The 21,832-nt window shown below is 31.0% G+C and carries 18 protein-coding genes; all 18 read right to left on the bottom strand.

Going from position 1 to position 21,832, the window contains the following annotated elements:
* Positions 1-61 precede the first annotated feature (61 nt).
* The 18 genes from ACVC3Y_RS08605 to ruvB all read right to left on the bottom strand — a co-directional run bounded on the left by ACVC3Y_RS08605 (position 62) and on the right by ruvB (position 21,793).
* Positions 62-790 carry an energy transducer TonB gene (locus ACVC3Y_RS08605; RefSeq protein ID WP_452226649.1) on the bottom strand — a complete coding sequence of 243 codons (729 nt, stop codon included), beginning with the start codon at positions 788-790 and terminating at the stop codon, positions 62-64.
* 61 nt (positions 791-851) lie between these two features.
* Positions 852-1,226, bottom strand: coding sequence for a VanZ family protein (locus tag ACVC3Y_RS08600; RefSeq protein ID WP_452226648.1), 375 nt, complete (start codon positions 1,224-1,226; stop codon positions 852-854).
* Positions 1,219-1,599: a glycine cleavage system protein GcvH gene (gcvH, locus tag ACVC3Y_RS08595; RefSeq protein WP_303422549.1), complete on the bottom strand. Its 381-nt coding sequence runs from the start codon at positions 1,597-1,599 to the stop codon at positions 1,219-1,221. Before gcvH ends, ACVC3Y_RS08600 begins: the two co-directional genes overlap by 8 nt.
* Positions 1,600-1,659: 60 nt before the next feature.
* Entirely contained in the window at positions 1,660-8,832 is a 7,173-nt protein-coding gene (gene sov, locus ACVC3Y_RS08590) for a T9SS outer membrane translocon Sov/SprA (RefSeq protein ID WP_452226647.1), read from the bottom strand.
* A gap of 6 nt (positions 8,833-8,838) precedes the next feature.
* Positions 8,839-9,420, bottom strand: coding sequence for a Holliday junction branch migration protein RuvA (gene ruvA, locus ACVC3Y_RS08585; protein WP_303422554.1), 582 nt, complete (start codon positions 9,418-9,420; stop codon positions 8,839-8,841).
* A 101-nt stretch (positions 9,421-9,521) separates the two neighbouring features.
* Complete coding sequence (locus ACVC3Y_RS08580) at positions 9,522-11,828, bottom strand: NADP-dependent malic enzyme (protein ID WP_452226646.1); 2,307 nt, start codon at positions 11,826-11,828, stop codon at positions 9,522-9,524.
* A 243-nt stretch (positions 11,829-12,071) separates the two neighbouring features.
* The gene (locus ACVC3Y_RS08575) at positions 12,072-12,977 is read right to left on the bottom strand and encodes a hypothetical protein (RefSeq protein WP_452226645.1); all 906 of its coding nucleotides are present in this window, start codon (positions 12,975-12,977) and stop codon (positions 12,072-12,074) included.
* Positions 12,978-13,151: 174 nt separating this feature from the next.
* Positions 13,152-14,315, bottom strand: a complete 1,164-nt coding sequence (locus ACVC3Y_RS08570; RefSeq protein ID WP_303422562.1) for a hypothetical protein — start codon at positions 14,313-14,315, stop codon at positions 13,152-13,154.
* A gap of 1 nt (position 14,316) precedes the next feature.
* Positions 14,317-14,769, bottom strand: a complete 453-nt coding sequence (locus ACVC3Y_RS08565; protein WP_303422565.1) for a hypothetical protein — start codon at positions 14,767-14,769, stop codon at positions 14,317-14,319.
* Between the two features lie 58 nt (positions 14,770-14,827).
* A complete protein-coding gene (locus ACVC3Y_RS08560) occupies positions 14,828-15,334 on the bottom strand; it encodes a hypothetical protein (RefSeq protein ID WP_303422571.1) in 507 nt (168 codons plus the stop codon).
* A 103-nt stretch (positions 15,335-15,437) separates the two neighbouring features.
* On the bottom strand, positions 15,438-16,481 hold the full coding sequence (locus ACVC3Y_RS08555; protein ID WP_303422574.1) for a pepsin/retropepsin-like aspartic protease family protein: 1,044 nt from the start codon (positions 16,479-16,481) through the stop codon (positions 15,438-15,440).
* A gap of 63 nt (positions 16,482-16,544) precedes the next feature.
* Positions 16,545-17,012 (bottom strand): hypothetical protein, encoded by a 468-nt coding sequence (locus ACVC3Y_RS08550; protein ID WP_452226644.1) that lies wholly within the window; start codon positions 17,010-17,012, stop codon positions 16,545-16,547.
* Positions 17,013-17,595: 583 nt separating this feature from the next.
* The gene (locus ACVC3Y_RS08545; RefSeq protein WP_452226643.1) at positions 17,596-17,865 is read right to left on the bottom strand and encodes a hypothetical protein; all 270 of its coding nucleotides are present in this window, start codon (positions 17,863-17,865) and stop codon (positions 17,596-17,598) included.
* A gap of 99 nt (positions 17,866-17,964) precedes the next feature.
* Positions 17,965-18,102 (bottom strand): hypothetical protein, encoded by a 138-nt coding sequence (locus tag ACVC3Y_RS08540; RefSeq protein WP_452226642.1) that lies wholly within the window; start codon positions 18,100-18,102, stop codon positions 17,965-17,967.
* Between the two features lie 12 nt (positions 18,103-18,114).
* Positions 18,115-18,825 carry a hypothetical protein gene (locus ACVC3Y_RS08535; protein WP_452226641.1) on the bottom strand — a complete coding sequence of 237 codons (711 nt, stop codon included), beginning with the start codon at positions 18,823-18,825 and terminating at the stop codon, positions 18,115-18,117.
* Between the two features lie 54 nt (positions 18,826-18,879).
* Positions 18,880-19,437, bottom strand: a complete 558-nt coding sequence (locus ACVC3Y_RS08530) for a hypothetical protein (protein ID WP_452226640.1) — start codon at positions 19,435-19,437, stop codon at positions 18,880-18,882.
* Positions 19,438-19,766: 329 nt separating this feature from the next.
* Positions 19,767-20,690, bottom strand: a complete 924-nt coding sequence (queG, locus tag ACVC3Y_RS08525; protein ID WP_452226639.1) for a tRNA epoxyqueuosine(34) reductase QueG — start codon at positions 20,688-20,690, stop codon at positions 19,767-19,769.
* An 80-nt stretch (positions 20,691-20,770) separates the two neighbouring features.
* Positions 20,771-21,793, bottom strand: coding sequence for a Holliday junction branch migration DNA helicase RuvB (ruvB, locus tag ACVC3Y_RS08520; protein ID WP_303422613.1), 1,023 nt, complete (start codon positions 21,791-21,793; stop codon positions 20,771-20,773).
* Positions 21,794-21,832 lie beyond the last annotated feature (39 nt).

The raw sequence follows: 21,832 nt of genomic DNA, 5'->3' as shown, positions 1-21,832 counted from the left end.
AAAGAAATCCCGTTACAAATAATGTAACGGGATTTTAATTTATGTGGAAAAACGTATGGTATTAGTCTTGCACTTGAAAAGAAATTGGAAATCCGTAAGGTACTGTTACCGATTTACCACGTTGCATACCTGGTTTCATTTTAGGCAATTGGCTTACTACTTTTACAGCTTCTTGTTCTAACTTTGGGTGTGGAGCTCTTGCTCTTACACCTACTACGTTTCCGTTTTTATCTACTTTAAACTGAATGCTTATTCTGTGCTTCCCTGCGTTTAATCCTAAATCTTGAGCTAAGTCTGTGTTAAACTTTTTGTTTACAAACTTGCTAATTTTAGTAGACATACATTTTTTTCTTGCATTGTTGTTTGATTCTTTTTCACAACCTGGAAATACAGGAACGTTTTCAATAACTGCAAAAGGCACTTCGATATCTTCTTCTACCTCTTCAATTTCTTCTACTTCTTCTACCTCAACAATTTCTTCTTCTTGACTAGTTTCTGTAGATTCAATTACTGTTTCTTCAACTTCAACTTCATCTTCAACAACTTCAATTACTTCTGGTGCTGCTGGAGGTGGTGGTGGAGGTGGAGGTGTTTGTAATTGCTCTGTAATTGGCACTTCTTCCTCTAACTCTTCATCTAGATTTAATTGTCCAATATCTATAATAGACTTATCGTATGTTTTATAATTAATTGCAAAATTCGTTAAAAATAACATTAATGCCAGACCTACTAAAAAGTATAGGCCACTATTTCTACCAACGTTTGCTTTAGGATTTTTCTTAAGTTCCATGATTATATGTTTTTACTTGTTGCTAAAATAACCATTTATTTGGCAAATAAGCAAGGGTTTATTATTTTTTAACTTTAGTTTTTTTTAGTAGTAATAAAAACACAATGGTTATACCTACTCCTAATGTATTGGCTAATATATCATTATTATCTGCTACTCGTGTATTGGTTAACATACCTTGTAATGCTTCAATAAGTATACCAAAAATTACAGATACAATTGCTGCAACTACTAATGCTTTCTTAAAGGGCCAATTAAATTTAATATGAAATGTTTGAAACCAAAACCAAGATAAAGCACTATAAGCGATAAAGTGCAATATCTTATCGGTATTAGAATAGTTTATATTTGGTATACCTGAAATATGAATAAGACTTGCTATTGTTAAAACAACAGTATAACATATCGTAATACCAAATGTAAATTTTTTAAGCACCTATAAGTGATTTATAGTCTTCGGCTGACATTAAATTTTCTACTTGAGAAAGATCGGAACATTTCATTTTTATCATCCATCCATCTCCATAAGGGTCTGAATTCACTTTTTCTGGCTCATCTTCAAGAGCTTCATTAAATGTTGTGATTTCTCCAGATAAAGGTAAAAACAAATCAGAAACTGTTTTTACAGCTTCTACTGTACCAAAGATTTCTTCTGCCTCTAGTGTTTCGTCTACAGTTTCTACTTCAACGTATACAATATCTCCTAATTCGCTTTGTGCAAAATCTGTAATACCTATAGTAGCTTCATCGCCTTCTAACTTAATCCACTCGTGATCTTTTGTATATTTTAATTCTGATGGAATGTTCATTTTATTTATTAAATTATTGTTATTGACAAATGTATTTAATTGTCTTTTAATTTTAAACTTTTAATTACCAAAATTATATCTTAAAGTTATACCAGATCTAATTGTTGTTTGTGGGAACGCTGTAGATATCGCATACTCTGAAAAAGTATAATCAAAATAGAAAATTCCGGTTAGATTTTTACTAAAGGCATAATCTGCAGTAAATTTACCGCTCCACAAAGATTGCCCTGAAGTGATTTGGTTATTTTCAAGGTCTAAATATCGGATGATGGTTTTATTATCTCTAAAGGAAACATCTGCCTTAAGGTTTATATCACTAATGATGGTTTTGTTAGGCCCTGCAAGTTTAGATTTCATTCGTACATCTTTAATTCTGTACCCTAAACCTACTATGTACTCTTGACCTTGTATTTCTGTCATTAAATTATTATCGAAACTTAAAGATAGCATTCTATCTTTTTTCATTTCTAAAAGTACTTTTATTGCGCTTTTAGATTCGAAATCGATACGAAACAGTGGGCTAAACATTTCTGTTAAGTTAATATTACTGTATAATTTTTCGTTTTTAAAGTCTCCGTTTTGATCTAATGCTTCAGTCGGTTGACTAGCATAGTCTACGGTTGAGTCTGGAGCGCTATAATCTAAATTTGTTCTAAATTGATTAATCGTATACGCAGAACGGTAACCATGAGATAAAGAGAAACGTTTAAATCGTTTTTTAAACCAATTCATCTTCATAAAACCAGTATATTTTAAATCCCAGTTTGGAATTGGAATGTTTCGCAATGCGCTAGTTTTCGTTTTACTTGCATCTTGCCCATGGTAAGCAGATAAAAATGCAGGTAGCAATACAGATTGACTCGTTTTGCTAAATCCTTCTGGATAACCATCGGCATCTCTATTAAAAGTTGCACCACCATAAAATCTATTAGCTAATCGATTTGCAATTACTAATCGGTTGGTTCTAAAATCTTCAAAGGTTTTAGATTCATTTTCATCGCTTTTATTAAATGCCGTTTTAATTAAAGCTGTAGAAATCGTGAAATTCCCGTAAGTATTTGGAGTTAAGGACTGATATTCTAGATCACTATTTACGTTATAATTTTCGGTTAAATTTTCAGAATATATTCTGTTTCCAACGATATCTACTTTAAGATCATTAAAAGGCTCTACATTAACAGCATAGTCAAACTGTTTTGCATGTGTTTCTGTATATTGTTGATTAAATTCTGGGTATTGTGTTAACCATCCATTTCTAGCTGCTAGGTATCTAATATCGTTTTGACTTCCAAAGGTATAACCAAAGGTAGGTTTTAAAGTTCCTGCAAAACCTGGTGTTTCTAAATATCCTGGAAGGTATGTTCCATTAGACTCGTTATAATTTAACTGAATACGTTTCACACTAGTTAGTAAGCCTATACCGAAATTAGCTAGTTTACCTGTTTTTTTAGCAGTTTTAGGCTTTTTTGTTTTATTATCTTCACTAGGAGGTGTTGCTCTACTAGTTCTACTTATTTTACTGTTTTGTCTAGATCTTTTTTTAGATATACCAATATATTTATACAACTTATTCATATCTAAAGATGCATTAATATTATGTTGATTAGCGTTAGATATAGAGTTTCCTAAATCGTAAGTAACACCATCTAGTTCTAGGTCTCCAAATAAATCAGATCCTTTTTGCCATTGAAATTCGCCACTATATGAATAGGTAGCATCAATAAAGCTTAAGGTTGGTATTTTGTTTAATGGCAATTGATAGTTTATTCCCAATTGTTGGTATTGTCTGTTAGGATCTCCAAAGTCGAAGAAACCATCCCAAACGGTTAATTCAGAATCTTGTCTTCCATTTAAATCATCATCTATATAATAGTTTCTAACAATTTTATTACTAGAAGAAGTATAGTTTAAACTTAATGATTTTGTTAAATTATAGTTTATTGTATACTGAAAATCGTAAGTATAGTTTCTTTTGAATAATTCTTCTAAACCAATATTATCTCCAGTTAAATCTACATCTCTAAATTTTTGTTTATTAAATTGTCTATTAAAACTAGAATTAACGGTGAAACTAGAAGGCAAAGGGTTAAAGTTAAAATCTTTCAATAATTTCCAATACTTACCAGTGAATAGCGAGTCATTCTTTTTAAAAGGCTCTATCGAAATTGGGGCAAAATTATATGCATAATTTGCTCCTGTACTTACTTGTTGGTCTAGGGATCGTTCTATTTCAAAATCACGATATTCTTCTTTATTATAGGAGTAATTTAATGTAAGGTTTTCTACATCATAAAATTTCGGTTTTTTATCTGTAGTTCTATTTTTTCGTACTCCAATAAAGTTAATACTTTTTCTTTTTGTGTAGGTTTCTGATTGTTCTAGAATGATATCTTTTTCTTCTTGAGTTTCTGCGGCATCAATTCTTGTTTGCAATTCTATATCTTCATATAATTGATCGTACTTTGGAGTGATACTTTCTTCTCCTTGCCCATAATTAAACGGTATTTGTACTCCCCATTCTTTTGGTAATAACTTGCCTACATTTACATTAGTAACTATATCATACTGCATTACATCTTCTAGGCTACGTTCTTGTGGGCCTTGCTCTATTGTACCGAAACCAGAGGTGCTATACGCTCCTGTAGCTGTAATATTGGCAAAATCTGCTATGTTTGCATCTGCACTTACTACTGTTGCCCAACCTCCTTCATTATCCATTTCCGCAAGACGAAGTTCATTAAACCAAACTTCACCACACCTATTACTACCCGTAGCATTTTTAACACCAACCATTAAGCTTCTAATATCTCCAAAATTAGGGTTACCAAATATAGCAACACGCTCTTGACCGACTGTATATGTTGAAAACTCTGCCACAGAGTTTTCGCTTACAACACCATCAATAACATCGTAAAATGTCGCTTCTGTAGCACTAAAATTATCTGCAATTGCTTTCGCTTTCAACTGTTGTAAAATAGACAATTCTATGTCTAATTCGTTACTATCTGGCCAAAGATCGGATCTTGAAGTTCCAGTAGAGACTTCTAAAGGCACTTCTATTTGATAGTAGTTTTGAGAAAGGTCATTACCCATTCTTATAAAACCTACTAAATCACCATCAGACAAAGTAGACCTATCTTCACCTACTTCTGCGTGCATAAACATTTTTAAACGCTCATACTGCCTCATATCTACATTTATATTTTTGTAAACTGCTCTAGCATCATGAGACTCTAAGTCGCAAACATTAACCACTAAGGATTGTTCATTTTGTCTTATTACCGTATTGTTATTATACAACTCTTCTGCTTCTACCCCAGGAGGAGAATCGTAATCTCCGTCGTTTTCTAATGTACTAATTACCCCAATACTAAAATCTGTATTATCATTATCTGGATCCCCAAGGTCTTCATCTAGAGTTTGCGTATACCTCCTCCATTCACTTCGTACTAAATCTAAAGAACCAAATCTAAATACAGTTGCTTCTGTAAAGTCTTTAACATACATACGTGCAAAGCGTATAGAACGTAAGTCTGCGATACCCCCAACATCATTTGTAAAATCGGTAACTGGAACTCTAAATTGATACCAAACAGGAACTGCAGATTGCCCATTAGGCAACTGTCTTGATTCTGTATTTTTAATATCTACTATATAAGCATTGTTAAGGTTCAAGGTTGAAGGTGTAATATCTAATTCATATTCAAAGTAACTATCAATGGTATTCATTGTGTTATCTCTATTAATATCTTCAACATCTGGTTGTGTTGTACTACCCCTATTAGTATCACTAAATGTATCTGGAGAGTTACCTTCTACATTGTTATATTTTTTATAACGCTCAAATACATCCCCATCTGTATTTAAAAAATAAGCATAGTTATCATTTGCAGGATCTTCCAAATTTTGATAATCTAATGATGTTGAAAGTTCTTTCTCTTCTCTATCATCAAAACCATCATAACCAACATCTTGGTTTGTACGGTCATCTCCTGTAGAATCAAATGCATAAATTAAAGATTGGTTTAACGGTACTACACTACCCCAATCTGTACGAGTAAAAACACTAACATCACCATCGTCTGGCAAACCATTCTCATATAGTTTCCTACCATCTTTAATAATATCTTCTGAAATATTTCCAAGATTAAAAACTAATTTACCTCCTGGATTCGTAGCATTTTCTTGAAAAGGATCCTGTAGCCAAAACTCTATATATTCCACATTTGCTTGTTCAAAATCGGTAGAAGTAAGCTGACGAGAAATCCCTGCCCAAGAATCTTCAGGAGAATCTAAAACTCCTGTATGTGCTCCAGGTTGAAAATTATAAGGACCACGTTCTTCTGGGTAATATGCTAAATCTAATGTTGTTAAAACTGTGGTTTGCCCTTGTGCAATATCTTGTTGAGGAAAAAGTTCATTAATAAATACCCTTGAAGTATATAAATCGGACATATCATCATCACTAATACCTCCTGGACGCTGGCTACTGTAGAAAATTGGATCGATATGATACCAGTTTAACATAGCCCTATTGTACCCATTTGTAATATTTTGCACATCATAAGTATCTGAATCATCGACTCTAATTGGTCTACTTGATAAATACCAAGAACTAGCCGATTTTAAATCTATAGCACTTTGCGAACCTTCAAAATCATCTATATAGGAAGTTGCTTCACCATCAAAGTCTGTTCCGCTAGGTGAACCGGGTTTTAAAACTGCAACCTCACCTCTTACCGAAAGGTTTGATGGTACATCTGTATCTATATTTGGTAATTTATTTGCTAACCTAGTTAAAAACGGAACCTCTGTAGAGTAATTTACATTTAGTCCATAAATCTGATTATTTATTGGCTCGCTATTATAATTAGCCTTTTGTGTTACAGGTCTTTCCTTTAAACTAATATATGTTGCACCAAGAATAAAATTTTCGTTAAACTTATGCTCCACATTTACCCCAAAGAATCGTTTTGATGTTTGTCCAAAAATAGAGTTGTTTTCTGTTGAGACCTGGATTGGTGTATTAGAAGCAGCTAAAGCTTCGTCTAAAATTTGTACGGTACCTAATTGATAATTTACGGTATAATCAATACCTTCAACAAGTACTCGTCCTCCTGCTGTAACTACTACAGAACCTCTTGGCACATTAAATGCACCAATAGAAATACCTCCACTACCAGAAGATGTGTAGCTACCTTTTATTTGGAATTTATTTTTTTCAACTTCTTCTAGAGCAGCTGTTTTTGTCTCTTTATACAAAACATCGTATACATATTTTGCTTGATTATCATTATATGAAGTTGTCATATCATAATCTTCTCCGCCTAAAGCTAAAACATCAAACAGATATTCTCCAAATGGCTCTACTTTAGTAAATACAATTTTACCATTATCTGGAAGAATAGTAATACTAGAAACATAATCGAAGAAACCATCTCCTCCAACTTGCGGATCATTATTGTAGTTTAATTTATCTAAATGAAATAAACGTATTAATGGTGTTTCTGTAATTTCTGAGTCATCTGCAGTATTTGTTGTATTCGCATCAAAAGTTGGAAATGTTGTTCCTGAAACTGGTGTAATAAAATTTACAGGAGAACCTTCGTTATAAAAAATATTTAATTTAAAATCTTCTTGACTTAATTGGTATGCTCCTGTATCGTAAATATTTTTCATCATTAAATCCCAAATAGGTTGCGAAGTTGATGTAATTGGACTTTTTAATAATTTTAATACTAAGTTATTATTGGTTACTGAGGTCACATCTCCATTAGCATCTGTTGTAACTCCTGTTGCATCTACACCGTCATTAGCAAACTCACCAACTTGATAAACTTGACCTGCAACGGTAAACTGAAAGGCCACTGCTAAGACTTCGTCACTATTTAAACGTTGATTTAAAGAAATGTATCCTAATTGTGTATTTAAAGTATATTCTTGACTTTCTGTTAGTTTTCTTGCGTTTTCTAATTTTGCATAGTCTGCACCTTCTGTAACGCCTGCTACAGAAATACCAGATTGCACAGTGGCAATATCTCTAATTAAATCATTAAGTTGTGATCCTGCTCCTCCAATGTTTGTTGGATCGAATGCATTATTATCATTATCTGGATATGCATTTGGCCCTCCACTTACAGAAACTGCAGATCCCACTCTAGCGGTTTCCCCTAAATCTTGAAGTGCAACAATATTCCTAACATTTTCGGTTCTATTGGTTCTATTGGTAATCCAAGCTTCTATCCTAGTAATTTGTACTTGTGTATTAATAAAAGGGTAGTTATTTAATGCATTATCGTAGTTTTCTCTAAAGTAATGCGCTAAAAAGAAGTGTCGATTTTCGTCATAATCTCTAGCAAAAAAATCAAATTCTTCTAATGTTCCTCCACCTTGTGCTACCACTGTATTAGTATCGGATTTCTGTTCAGAAAAAACTGCAGTAACGGTAGTTTTTCCAAATTGCAGTTGGGTTTTTACACCAAACAGACTTTGCGCTCCTGTAATTAAAGAACTATTAAGCGGCATACTTACGTTACCAACTTCTATTTTTTGAATAATATCGTCTTCGGTTGGCGTGTATTCTAATTTAACGAGGTTTTGAAAATCGAAGGTAGATTCTGTATCATAGTTTGCCGTAACTTGCAAACGTGTTCCCACCTTTCCTAATAGACTTAGGCTAATACGTTGATCAAAATCGAAAGTGAAATTGCTTCTATTTCTAGGTGAAAATGCTGGATTATCTTGTTTAGAAAACAACACTCCTAAATCCATTTCAACAGATCCTTGTGGTACAACCTCAATGGTATTACTTCCAAAAATAGTTTCAAAAAGTCCAGAGTTTACATAAAATTCTGGCAATAGGTTTTTTTGTTCTTCTTCACTTCCTTCTTTTTTACCATCAAAAGCGTCAATTTTTTGTTTATAGTAACTCCTTTGGTTTTCTTTTGCTACTAAAGTTTGATATTCTTCTGGTGTTAAAATTACTGGATAGTTAATATTGAATGTACCTACAGATTCTGTATAAATATATCTATCGGTAACAGGGTCGTAGGTATATTGTGAAACAATACTAGTAGGATTTGGCATTTGTAAATTACCAAGACTATAACCAGTACTTATAGAATCTTGTGGTGTTGGCTCTTGTGACCAAGCTACTAAAGATAATAAAACTGCAACAGTTGTAAAAAGTTGCTTTTTAATAGCGTTTGTTGATTTATAGTTAATTGTATTCAAATCTTATTATAAATTTTTTAAAGCTTGCTTAATAATCACTTCTACGTTAGCATCTGGCTGTACAGCTATCACTTTGTCTACTACACGTTCTGCCTGCTTTTTATTAAAACCAAGAACTTCTAAAGCAGATAACGCTTCATCTTTACTTGTATTGTTTTGAGATACGGAAACTTCATCAATATCATAAATCTTTAAAACTTTATCTTTTAAATCTAATATAACACGTTGTGCTGTTTTTGCTCCAATGCCTTTAATAGACTGAATTAAAGCCACATCACCAACAGCAATACCTTCTCTAACTTGTTTTGGAGTTAATGAAGAAAGCATGGTACGAGCTATACTTGCACCAATACCACTAACTGATATTAATAATTTAAACATTTCTCTTTCTGCTAAAGAAGAAAATCCAAAGAGGGTATGTGCATCTTCTTTAACTTGAAGATGTGTATACAGTTTCAGGTTTTCTTGATCTGGAATTTGAGAATAGGTATGTAAGGAAATATGAATCATATAACCAACACCATTGCAGTCTATAACAACATCTGTTGGGTTTTTTTCTACTAATTTTCCTTGTATATGTGTTATCATGTAAAAATTCGCATTAAACCTTCAAATGTAATAAAATTATTATGCAATACCATTGCGATATGTTAAATCATAATAAAATGTTAATTTAATCGATAAAATACTTACTTGTTACTTAACTTTTTACTTTGTTTTATTTCCCATTTTTCTTTTTCTTGAGCATCAATAACTGCAATCGCAGTCATATTTACAATTTCATCTACGCTTGCACCAAGTTGCAAAATATGAACAGGTTTACGCATTCCCATCATAATAGGACCAATAGAATCTGCTTTGTTAAGTACCTTAAGAAGTTTGTAGGTTATATTTGCTGCATCCAGATTAGGAAAAATTAATGTGTTCACTTTTTTACCAGCTAATTTTGAAAATGGAAAAATCTCTTTTATTTTTTCGCTATCTAAAGCAAAATCGGTTTGTAGTTCGCCATCTACAATTAGCTCTGGATAAGCTTTATGCAACATAGAAACAGCTTCTCTTACTTTTGAAGCTTTTTCATTAGTTGAAGATCCAAAATTGGAATAACTAGTCATTGCCATTACAGGATCCATACCAAACATTTTCACTGTTCTTGCTGTCATTTGAGCAATTATAGCTAAATCTTTAGCTGTTGGATCAATATTAATTGCTGTATCACTTAAAAACAACGGACCTCTTTTAGTCATCATTAAATTAGTAGTTGCAAGACGAGTGGTTCCATGTGCCATTCCAATAAGTTCTAACATTGGTTTTACAACCGATGGATAACTTCTAGAATAACCAGAAATAACGGCATCTGCATCTCCTTGATTTACCATCATTGCTGCAAAATAATTACGCTCACGCATTATTTTTTGAGCAGAATACATGGTAACACCTCTACGTTTACGTTGTTGCCAATATGCTTCTGCATATCTATTTTTACGTTCTAATTCTTCGTCAGACTTAGGATCAATAATTAGGACATCTGCTTCGAACTCGATTTCTTCTTTAAGTCTTTCAATTTCATCTCTTCTTCCTAAAAGAATTGGGTGTGCAATACCTTCTTCGTAAACAATTTGCGCTGCTTTTAAAACATCCAACTGGTCTGCTTCTGCAAACACAACACTTTTAGGATTTGTTTTTGCTCTGTTGAGTAAAAGTCTAACTATTTTATTATCACTTCCTAAACGCTCTAATAGTTCGTCTTCGTATTTTTGCCAATCTAATATTGGTTCTTTAGCAACACCGCTTTCCATTGCTGCTTTTGCAACAGCAGGAGGTACTGTTGCTATTAAACGAGGATCAAAAGGTTTCGGAATTATATATTCTTTACTAAAAGTTAATCTCGTTTCACCATAAGCAATGTTTACTTGCTCTGGAACTGGTTCTTTAGCTAATTCGGCCAACGCTTTAACTGCTGCCATTTTCATAGCTTCGTTAATTTTTGTAGCACGAACATCTAAAGCTCCTCTAAAAATAAATGGAAATCCAAGTACATTATTTACTTGATTAGGATGGTCACTTCTACCAGTAGCCATAATAATATCGTCTCTAGTATCAATTGCTAATTGGTAACTTATTTCTGGATCTGGATTAGCCATTGCAAAAACGATTGGATTTTTAGCCATGGTTTTTAACATTTCAGGAGATACAATATCGGAAGTAGATAAGCCAATAAAAACATCAGCATCTTGCATTGCTTCATCCAGTGTGTCTATTTTTCTATGTGTTGCAAACTCCTCTTTTTGAGTTGTTAAATTATCTCTATCATCACGAATTACACCTTTACTATCTAGCATTACAATGTTTTCTCGTTTTGCACCAAATGCTTGGTATAATCTGGTACAAGAAATCGCTGCTGCTCCTGCTCCACTTACCACAATTTGAACTTCTTCAATCTTCTTTTCGGAAAGTTCTAATGCATTTAACAATGCTGCTGCGGAAATAATTGCAGTACCATGTTGATCGTCATGCATGACCGGTATATCTAATTCTTCTTTTAATCGTCTTTCTATTTCGAAAGCTTCAGGAGCCTTGATATCTTCTAAATTAATTCCTCCAAAAGTTGGGGCTATATTTTTAACAGTAGCGATAAACTCTTCTATGTTTTCGGTATCTACTTCAATATCAAAAACATCTATTCCAGCAAAAATTTTAAACAGAAGTCCTTTTCCTTCCATTACTGGTTTTGAGGCTTCTGGACCTATATTACCTAAACCTAAAACTGCAGTTCCGTTAGATATTACAGCTACTAAGTTTCCTTTAGCAGTGTATTTATAAGCGTTTTCTTTGTCTTTTTCAATTTCTAAACAAGGCTCTGCAACACCTGGTGAATATGCTAGAGATAAATCTCTTTGCGTCGCATATTTTTTTGTAGGTACTACTTCTATCTTTCCTGGAGTAGGCTTTGCATGATATACTAATGCCTCTCTACGTTTGCTTTGTTTACTCATAAAAAATGATTTAACGATGACTTGCAAATGTAAATTTTTATGATGAAATAGAATAGAAAAAAACCAGAAATAGCGTAATAAAAAAACGCTACTGTTTTAGGCAGAATATTCTTTTTCGGCTTTTATATTTTGAATTAAAAGCTTCAACATTTTTTTAAATGAACTAATATTTTTAAGAATAAAAAAGTCTTAGAAATCAAAAGATAATTTCTAAGACTTTACTTAAATTCAAAGCATTTAAAGCTAATCCATTAACACCTTTGCTCCTTCTGGTTTAGAAAAGAAATTCTCCTCTACCGTTGGAGAAAAGCTAAGATCACTTACTTCAATTTTTGTAATATATTCACCTAATCCATCTGTATCTTTAGTAGACCAATAGGTTTTAAAGCCAGTTGCAAAAACAATACCGTCTACGGTTGTTGTTTCTTGTAGTACTGTCGTTTTTTCTGGAGCATGCCCACCATTTGGAAAGTATTTAGGGTACGAAACTATATATTTAATTGCTGTTACCAAGTTGGTTTTTGCATTTATATAAAGAATATAATAATCGTCTGGAGCAGAACCTACACCTGCATCATAAGTTGCTTTTATAACCTTTTGTGTTTCTTCTTGAAATTGTTGTTCTGGTAATAACTCAAGACGAACACCTTCGCCATCCAAAACAAATGGATGACCAGAAAAATACAATGGAGTTAAAGCCCAAAATTTAGTATCGTAATTAAACGATGTACTATCCTTTGCTTTTATCCAAGATTCTTTTCCATCCCAACCAAAAGTAGATGTTGTATCTGTAACACTATTGTGTCTTGCTTTATTACTCCAAGTATCAATAGTTTGATAAGAGTCTCTAATACCTTTACCATTTACTGGCAAATAATTAAAACGCATAGATAAATAACCATTAGAATACCATGTGTTTAAACCTCCGTGAGCTTCCATAGCATTCCACAGGACTTTACCTGCTTCTGTAGTATTCAATCTTTTATTCGCTTTCCCTACTCTTTCTTTAATCCAAGAATCTGGAATATGATATTGTGTTTCAGACGTTTTCACTTCCACGCTAGTAGCCGCTTCCTTTTTTGTAGTTTCTTTACATGCTACAAGATTTAATACTAAAAATAAACCTAGAAGGTTAAAAGGTATTTTCATTTTTTATATTCTTTTTTATTAATTAATAAAACGTAGTCGAAATAATTCTTCGAACCTTTCAAAATTAAATAAATTTATTTTAAAATGATTCCTGGATGAAACCTATCACTTAATGATGCTGTAGTTTAATTACCTGAAACTTGATTAAATAATCTTCCTAATAAAAGAAAAAAACTAATCGTATTCATTAATTCCGTAAAGGACTTGCTTCATTTTACTTCCATTAATTTCAACGGGTTTGTAGGCAGTATTAAACTTTTCAATACTGGTTTTTATATTTTCTTTTAAGGTTTTATATTCTGTAGGTATTTTGCTTGCACATTGTTGTTCGTTTTCATAGCTGTTTAGCATAATACCAAATTTCTCATAAAACTTTGCTCCTTGGTTTATATGTGAATTATATTGCGTTATAAATTGCAAAAGCCTATCAATAGGAAATTCTAGATTTATCTGCATTTTATGTGCTTTATAACGTTGTGTTTCGTCATTAATGACTTTGTTTAATTCTTCTAAAAACCCATTGAGACTTCCTCTTACAGCATCCCAATCATCTGCATTTCTACATTCTTTTAGTGGTGTTTTATATTGAATCGGTTTTGTAAAATCTACAAACAGTTGTTCTAACTCCTTAATAATATTATCATTACTTTTTTGCAAAAAGGCAGTTTCAAAATAAATGGTATTTAAATCATTATGCATGCGTAAAGTAAAATCTAAAATGCATTCTACATCTTCTAAATTAGCTTCTTTTTCCGCTTTACTAGAACTAGTATTTGTAAATAGGGATACGATTGAATGTACCACAGAAGTATATATATTATCTCCTAAAATATTTGATAGATTAAAACCTTCTTTTTTATCTTGTTTACTACTAATGACATCTTTCATTTTAGCAAACTCTGGATAATGATTAGGGTTACTTAAATTATTAATCTCGTTAAAAGTTGCTACACTAGAAAAATGATGATCTAAACTCAAGGTTTTTTCATATAAGATTTTAATAATCTGTAAGCCTTTTAAATAGCGTATTTTACTTATATCACTAGCTTCCGATAAAGCATTTAAATTCAACTGTTCTTTTAGTTGATCTTTTTGTATTAAAAGAGCGACTTGCTGGTTTGCATTATTTGTTTTTGCAAGTTTTTTATTTAAAACGACAAGTCTTTTCTGTAAACCAATATTTTTAAAATCATAACGTGAAGTAACAGCCTTCGTTTCTTGTTCTAATTCGTTTAAAACAATAGCTATATTGTTTTCTGGTTTTACATGTGCAAAACCAGAATAGGATATAAACAACAAGAGTATTATTGCTATAAAATGTTTTATAAACTGTACCATACTATTCTAATTTTAGCCTTATAGTAAATGTGTCTTTTGTTATTATTATTGGATAATTCCCCTTTGCTATTTTGGTTAGAGGTTTTGCTGTTTTCAAACCTATTTTGGTTTCTGCTTCTAGCGTTAAATCCTCTTCCATAATAAAGGTTAATTCATTTACTTTAGAGGTTGTAGTAAGGTATTGCCCGACTATTTTATATTCTTCCTCTTTTGTAATTTTAGATCTATCTATAATTAAGGTTATGGTATTCTCTTTATTATAGGTTACTTGTGTGTTTGCTTGTGCTTTAGTAGTACTTGTATTAAAACCACAAGCACCTCTACCACTACAATCTAATCCTAATCTCCCAAACGATAATTCTGTATTAATTGTTGTTTTCTCGGAAATATTTTTCACTTGAGAAAAGGCAATAGTGGTTAGGCATAGTAGCGCTATGTGAATAATTTTTTTCATAGATATTTTACATGAAAATTAACTACCTATTAAAAAATAGAAGCAGATAGTTAATAAATTAATATTCAAAACCATTTAAAGCCCAAAGAACATGACATCTAAAACAAAAAAAACAACAACCATTAAACATTTTATTGTTATTATAGTTATCTAAATTATCCTCAATTATTATAATACCAAACAAACTTTGTTCTTTACTTATATCCTTTTTTAATTGTCCTGAATTATTCATATAATTTATTGCGTCATAAATCACTTTCCCTGAATCTTCTAATACAATATTCATTGATGTATTATTGGATAAATAGTAAAACACTTTTTTTATTATTGCTTCTCCTTCTTTTGAAATTGGAGTTATTTTAGACGTACCATATAATTCCTTCTTAAAAACGATATAGCTATCTCCTTCCTTGTAATATGGTTTTGCTAATTCTAGCATAGAGTTTAAAGTTTCTGCTAATTCTTTTTGCATACCTTTAATGTCATTTGTAGATTTTGTTTGTGCTGATATATTTATGGTAAATGATACCATAACAATTATGTATATAAAGTGTAAATTTTTCATAATTTAAGTTTTTAATTCCCTACTCTTTTATTGCTTTTCGGGTTTCGCATTTTATTCATGTTTTATGAAAAAATAATATTGATATATAGTGTTTTTCTCCTAGCTACTTTAAAAATTCTATATTTAAAGTTGACCAATTAATCTTGTTATTTAATAAATCGTTTAAATAACAAATATTCTTTTCTGTTACAATTATGTTATCTACTGAATTAATAACATTACCTAATTTATAAATTTCTGATTGATTATTTGATTGATAAAAAATCAATTTATCATCTTGGATTATTGATCTATTCGTATTCTCAGTAATTTTATTATTTTTATTTTTTTTATAATAAACTTTACCTTCTGTATAGTCTAAAACCCAATTATAATTTTTCAAAAATTGTACCCCCATTAAATTTCTTTTAATATAATTATTTGATTTAACTATAAAATCATTCTCCATTGATTTAAATCTAGAATTGAAAACAGTGTCTAGTTTACCTCTATTCATAAAGTAAGAAGAATAAGTTTCTGTTTTAATCTTATTAAAATCCTCTTTTGTTAGTAAAAGTGAATATGGGTTTCCTGTATCTAGCTTAACATTCAAATATTGACCATTAACACTTAAAGAAATAATAAAATAATAACCATCAAAGTCTAAAACTTTAAGTTCTTTATAGTCTTTATTATTTTTTATAAATGATACAGGTAACTTTTGAATAATATTATTTTTAAAATCTAAACCTATAACTTCATTATAGAATAACTCACACCCAATTAGTCCTAAATTATCATTACAAATAGTATTATTTGGTAAAACTCGAAATACTGCATTATTTACTTCAAAAAAATTATTTTTAATTAATTCAATAACTATTGATTTATTCTCAATTCGTTTTCCATTTGAATTAACTAATTCACCAATTTTTATCGAGTCTTTGATATTTAAACTTTTTAATTTTTCGCTATAAATAATATTTGGGGCTCCGATATCTAAAAAGAAATTAACACTATCTTTTAGAGAGATCCTATTATTTGATATTTCAAAAGGGATTAATTGATTGCTAAATTTAATATCCTGATTATTAACTAACTTATTAAGCTTGATAAAGCTACAGCTACAAAACAAGCATATAATTCCAATAATATAAAGGTTCCTCATTTTTTGTAATTTAAGTTAATACTAAATAAGAGGTTGATCAATTAATCAACCTCTTCAAAAAGCTTACACCCAAGTATCATCTAACCAATCAATAAACTTTCTTAACCAGTTAAACCATTTTGGTTTCTTTATCCTAGAAGCCTCTCTATCATACTTGATTTCATATTTTTTTAAGGCAATAGCAGTTTTTGCAAAGCTATTCCCATCTATATAATCGTAAACTTGATCTGGACTTAATTTCTTTGTGTGAAACACATAAATTTCTTCCATGCAAGGTTTAAAAATATTTATTAATTCTTTATCATCTACACAAGATGTTGTTGATTTAACAAACTCATCTTTAGTCATGCCGTTTTTATAGAATTCTTTTGTTTCTAAATACGTAATAACTGCATGAAACTTTCCAACTAATTTTACGGAAGTTGGAATTTTATCATTTGTCTTAAAACTTTCTTGTGCTTTAGAACTAAAAGAAATCAATATCATAAAAACTAAAGTAATAACTGATACTACATTTTTTAAGTTTTTCATTTTAATAAGATTTAAATAAGATCACCTACTCTATACGTTTTGCGGTATACCCGGCTTTTTAAAGTGTGTAAGCTTTACACTCTTCAAAACAAACTTGCTTCTATCTTATTTAAATTTTTTGTATATATAAAAGATAAACACTGTTTATTTTGGTTTTAGCGAACCTATGAGAGCCTTTACCTAGTAGAGTCTTTCTCTTTTTTTTAGTTATTTCCTTTCTGTTTCGTATTCCACTTTTAAGATTAATAATAATAACTAAATATAGAATATTTTCTACATAAAACAAAATAATTTCACTGTAAAACACTAATTATCAAATAATAAGACTGTTTTAATCTTTAACAAAACCGAAATTAGGTTGCAAGCCAGAAAACTTGGTACACCTTACTACCAATTCCAGAAGCACTTTTAATCAACATTTCCAGTGTGATTTCTTCCCAAACCCTTTGATCCTTGTTAATAGTTCTGGATGTGGTTTAAAAAGCAGCTCTTTATGTGGTCTAAAGAATTTACACCAAGAGCACATCTAGCCAATTCTCTTATTTCTTCTTGAATACGCTGTGCGAACTGTTTTAATTGATCCTTATTCGACACTGGTTTTTCTCTTTAAGTATAGAAAGGAAATCACAAATAATAACAAGTAAAACAACCAATATTTTAACTCTATAAAATTCACACCAACAATTTCTCCATTTAACCAAAACATACCATCATTAAACTTTAAATTAAATTCATTTCGCTTCTCCATTTGAATAAAAGCAACCAATAAGCTAATACAGTTTACTGTTAAAAGGATTATAATAGTGAGACCTGCAGATTTACTTATTAAAGTGAAATTTTCTTTATTTGTCATAAGATTTAATTTGAATTCTGAAACTCAAGTTTTTATTAAACTTGAGTTTCAGAAAATTTAATAATTATTTTGAAAGATTTATAGATAAGTTTTTGCACTTTATATCATGGGTAATAAAGTTTCTGCATATTTTTTTTGCAATTCTTCATTATCACTTGTAGAATTTGTTTGAGTATTCAGGTTAGATGTTAATCCACCAATAATAATTAATATTTTAGCTTTTTCATGTTTTATCATTTTAAATGTTTTTTATTTATATCCTATAGATATTAGTTGCTTTTTTATTCCTGGAATATGAGCTGCACCATAAATGATTGCTATTTTTTTAAGACTACTTTGTTCTACTTCTTTTACAACATAATTATTTCGATAATTGACAATTACTTCTTCCCTAAAGACATCACTTCGTTTTTGATTATCACAGGTTGATTTTTCAAAAATAGAAGTTTCAAAATCACATGATTCTAAAATAATTTCAGTATGATTTTCTTCAAAATAATTGATCATGGCATCTAAAGAAACATCTACATTTTTAGAGTTTATAGAGTCTAAACCTAATAAATCATACGAGGGTTGGCTAATTAATTCTTTTTTAAGTTTCAATTGTAAAGTTGAATCAATAATCTCTATATAACCATTTTTCAAATATGGCATTCCTACTACTTTTCTAAATTTTCTATATAACAAAGAATCTGCAACATCTAATTTTACTCTTTCGAAATAAAAATAATAGCCATCTTCGTTCAAAGAATCTACTTTACTCTTTACATCATTGTAAAACAATTTGGTTCCCAAATGGGCTATTGGAAAAAAAACGATATGCTTATCTTTTTTTTTGATTTTCTTTAATTGAATTTCATCATTGAAAATTCCTTTTTTCTCTAAATTATAATTATACAATGACTTCATACAACTTAAAAATAGGATGCTAATTAATAATAAAAGAATAGTATTTTTCATATTTAAAAAAATTATAACCATATAAATGTTTTAGCATTTATATGGTTGTTAATATTATGGAAATAAAAAATTCAACAACAAGAATATTATATCTTCAGCATAATCGCCAAATATTTGCACCATCCAACAACTTAATTGATACCATTTACATGGTGCTGCTGTTTTAGTAGAGTTAAAATCTGGATAGGTGTCACCAGTTGGATTTCCAAATAAAACTAAGTCTCCATTTTGTCTTTTACTGGTTTTATTATAATCGTTTACAAAAAGATATGCTTTAGCAAATTCTTCACCAGAATCACTGTTTAGTATTTGCTTAGAATCCACGTTTTTGGATAAATACAAATAGGACTTACTTAATAATTCATCTCCTTGTTTACTAATGTTTTTATTGTTTTCACCAATTAAAACATTTTTAAAATCAGTATAAGACATCCCTTTTTTATAAAAAGGCTTTACCTTTTCAACAAAGGTGTTCATCCCTTGACGAAGTTTAGTTTTCACATCTTCAATTTGCTCTTTTGAATATTCATTTTCTTGAGCTTTAACACTAAACGAAATCAATAGTATTAAAGTTAAGCTGATTACGGAAACAACATTTTTTAAGTTTTTCATTTTAATAAGATTTAAATAAGATCACCTACTCTATACGTTTTTCGGTATACCCGGCTTTTTAAAGTGTGTAAGCTTTACACTCTTCAAAACAAACTTGCTTCTATCTTATTTAATTTTTTTGTATCTTTATAAAAGATAAACACTGTTTATTTTGGTTTTAGCGAACCTATGAGAGCCTTTACCTAGTAGAGGCTTTCTCTTTTTTAATTATTTCCTTTCTGTTTCGTATTCTACTTTTTATAATTAATAACAACTAAATATAGAATATTTTCTATATATAACAAAATAATTTTACTGTAAAACACTAATTACCAGACAATAAGTTGATTTTACTCTTTAAGAAAATGGATATTGCGTGTTAACCCAGAGAATTTGGTACGCTTTACTGCAGATTTTTGAAACACTTTTTGAAATACATCTTCTGTAATTTCTTCCCAATCCTTTTTGGTCATCGATAACAGTTCTGGGTGCGGATTGAAAAGGGGCTCATTATGGGCTTTAGAGAACTTGTTCCAAGGACAAACGTCTTGGCAAACATCGCAACCAAACATCCAATCGTCTAATTTGTCTTTAAATTCGGTTGGAATATTTTCTTTTAACTCGATGGTAAAATAGGAAATACACTTACTGCCATCAACCACGTATGGCTCTGTTATGGCTTGTGTTGGACAAGCATCAACACATGCGGTACAGGTACCACAGTGATCTGTTACTGGCGCATCGTATTCTAAATCTAAATCTATAATTAATTCTGCTATAAAATAGAACGACCCAACTTGTTGCGTTAGTAAATTACTGTGTTTACCAATCCAACCTAAACCCGATTTAGCTGCCCATGCTTTATCTAAAACAGGAGCAGAATCAACAAATGCGCGACCATGAACCTCGCCTATTTGATCTTGGATGAAATGGGAGAGTTCTTTTAATTTGGATTTAATGACATGATGATAATCATTTCCATAGGCATATTTGGATAGTTTATAGCTATTCGCTGTTTGTTCTTTACTCGGGTAATAATTTAGGAGTAAAGAAATTACAGATTTAGAATCCGCTACGAGTTTGGTGGGATCCAGACGTTTATCGAAATGGTTTTCCATATAACGCATTTCACCGTGACTATTATTTTTAAGCCACTTTTCTAATCGTGGTGCTTCTTCTTCTAGAAATGCTGCTTTACTAATACCACAAGACAAAAAACCGAGGCGTTTGGCTTCGGATTTAATACTGCTACTATACTTTTGTTTTGTGTTCATTATTTGCATTAACGATTGAGCAATTGTTGGAGCTCCTCGCAGAGAGCGACTTGCGAAAGCGTGACCTGTAAGGAAATGCCCTAAAACAATCCTCCTTGTATTGGTCCTTTTACCTTACCAAGGTGTTTGTATGCAAGTTCGGTAACTTCACGACCTCTTGGTGTACGTATAATGAAACCTTGCTGAATAAGAAAAGGTTCATAAACCTCTTCTATGGTTTCTGAATTTTCACTAACTGCTGTTGCTAAAGTGGTAATACCTACAGGCCCTCCTTTAAACTTATCGATTAAAGTGGTTAAAATTTTATTATCCATTTCGTCTAATCCATGTGCATCTACATGTAGCGCTTCTAAGGCATATCGTGCAATTTTTATGTCTATACTACCATTTCCTTTTATTTGTGCAAAATCTCTAACTCTACGTAATAATGCATTAGCAATTCTTGGTGTTCCTCTACTTCTACCTGCGATTTCGATAGCTGCTTCCATAGATATAGGCACATTTAAAATTTCTGCACTACGTTGTACAATAGTCGTTAGTAAATCTGTTTTATAATATTGTAGTCTACTTTGAATACCAAAACGTGCTCGCATTGGAGCAGTTAATAAACCGGATCGTGTAGTTGCTCCAATTAGAGTAAATGGGTTTAGATTAATTTGAACCGTTCTTGCGTTTGGTCCAGACTCGATCATAATATCTATTTTGTAATCTTCCATTGCAGAATACAGGTATTCTTCTACAATTGGGCTAAGACGATGAATTTCATCTATAAATAAAACATCTCGTTCTTCTAGATTGGTAAGTAATCCTGCTAAGTCTCCTGGTTTATCTAAAACTGGTCCTGAGGTTACTTTAATACCAACTTGTAATTCGTTGGCTAGTATATTTGCCAAAGTAGTTTTACCTAATCCTGGAGGTCCATGAAAAAGGGTATGATCTAAAGCTTCTGCTCTACCATTTGCTGCTTGAACAAATATTTGTAAATTTTCTAATACTTGATCTTGACCAGTAAAATCGTCGAAGGATAATGGTCTTAATTTTTTTTCTACGTCAAATTCTTCGGGTGAAAGATTTTGATCTGTTGGATCTAGGTTTTCGTTCATATTCACTTTTCGCAAAAGCGGAAATATAATTTTAATAAA

This window comes from Lacinutrix cladophorae (genome assembly GCF_053604645.1).
This window is presented reverse-complemented; position numbering and strand designations above follow the sequence as displayed.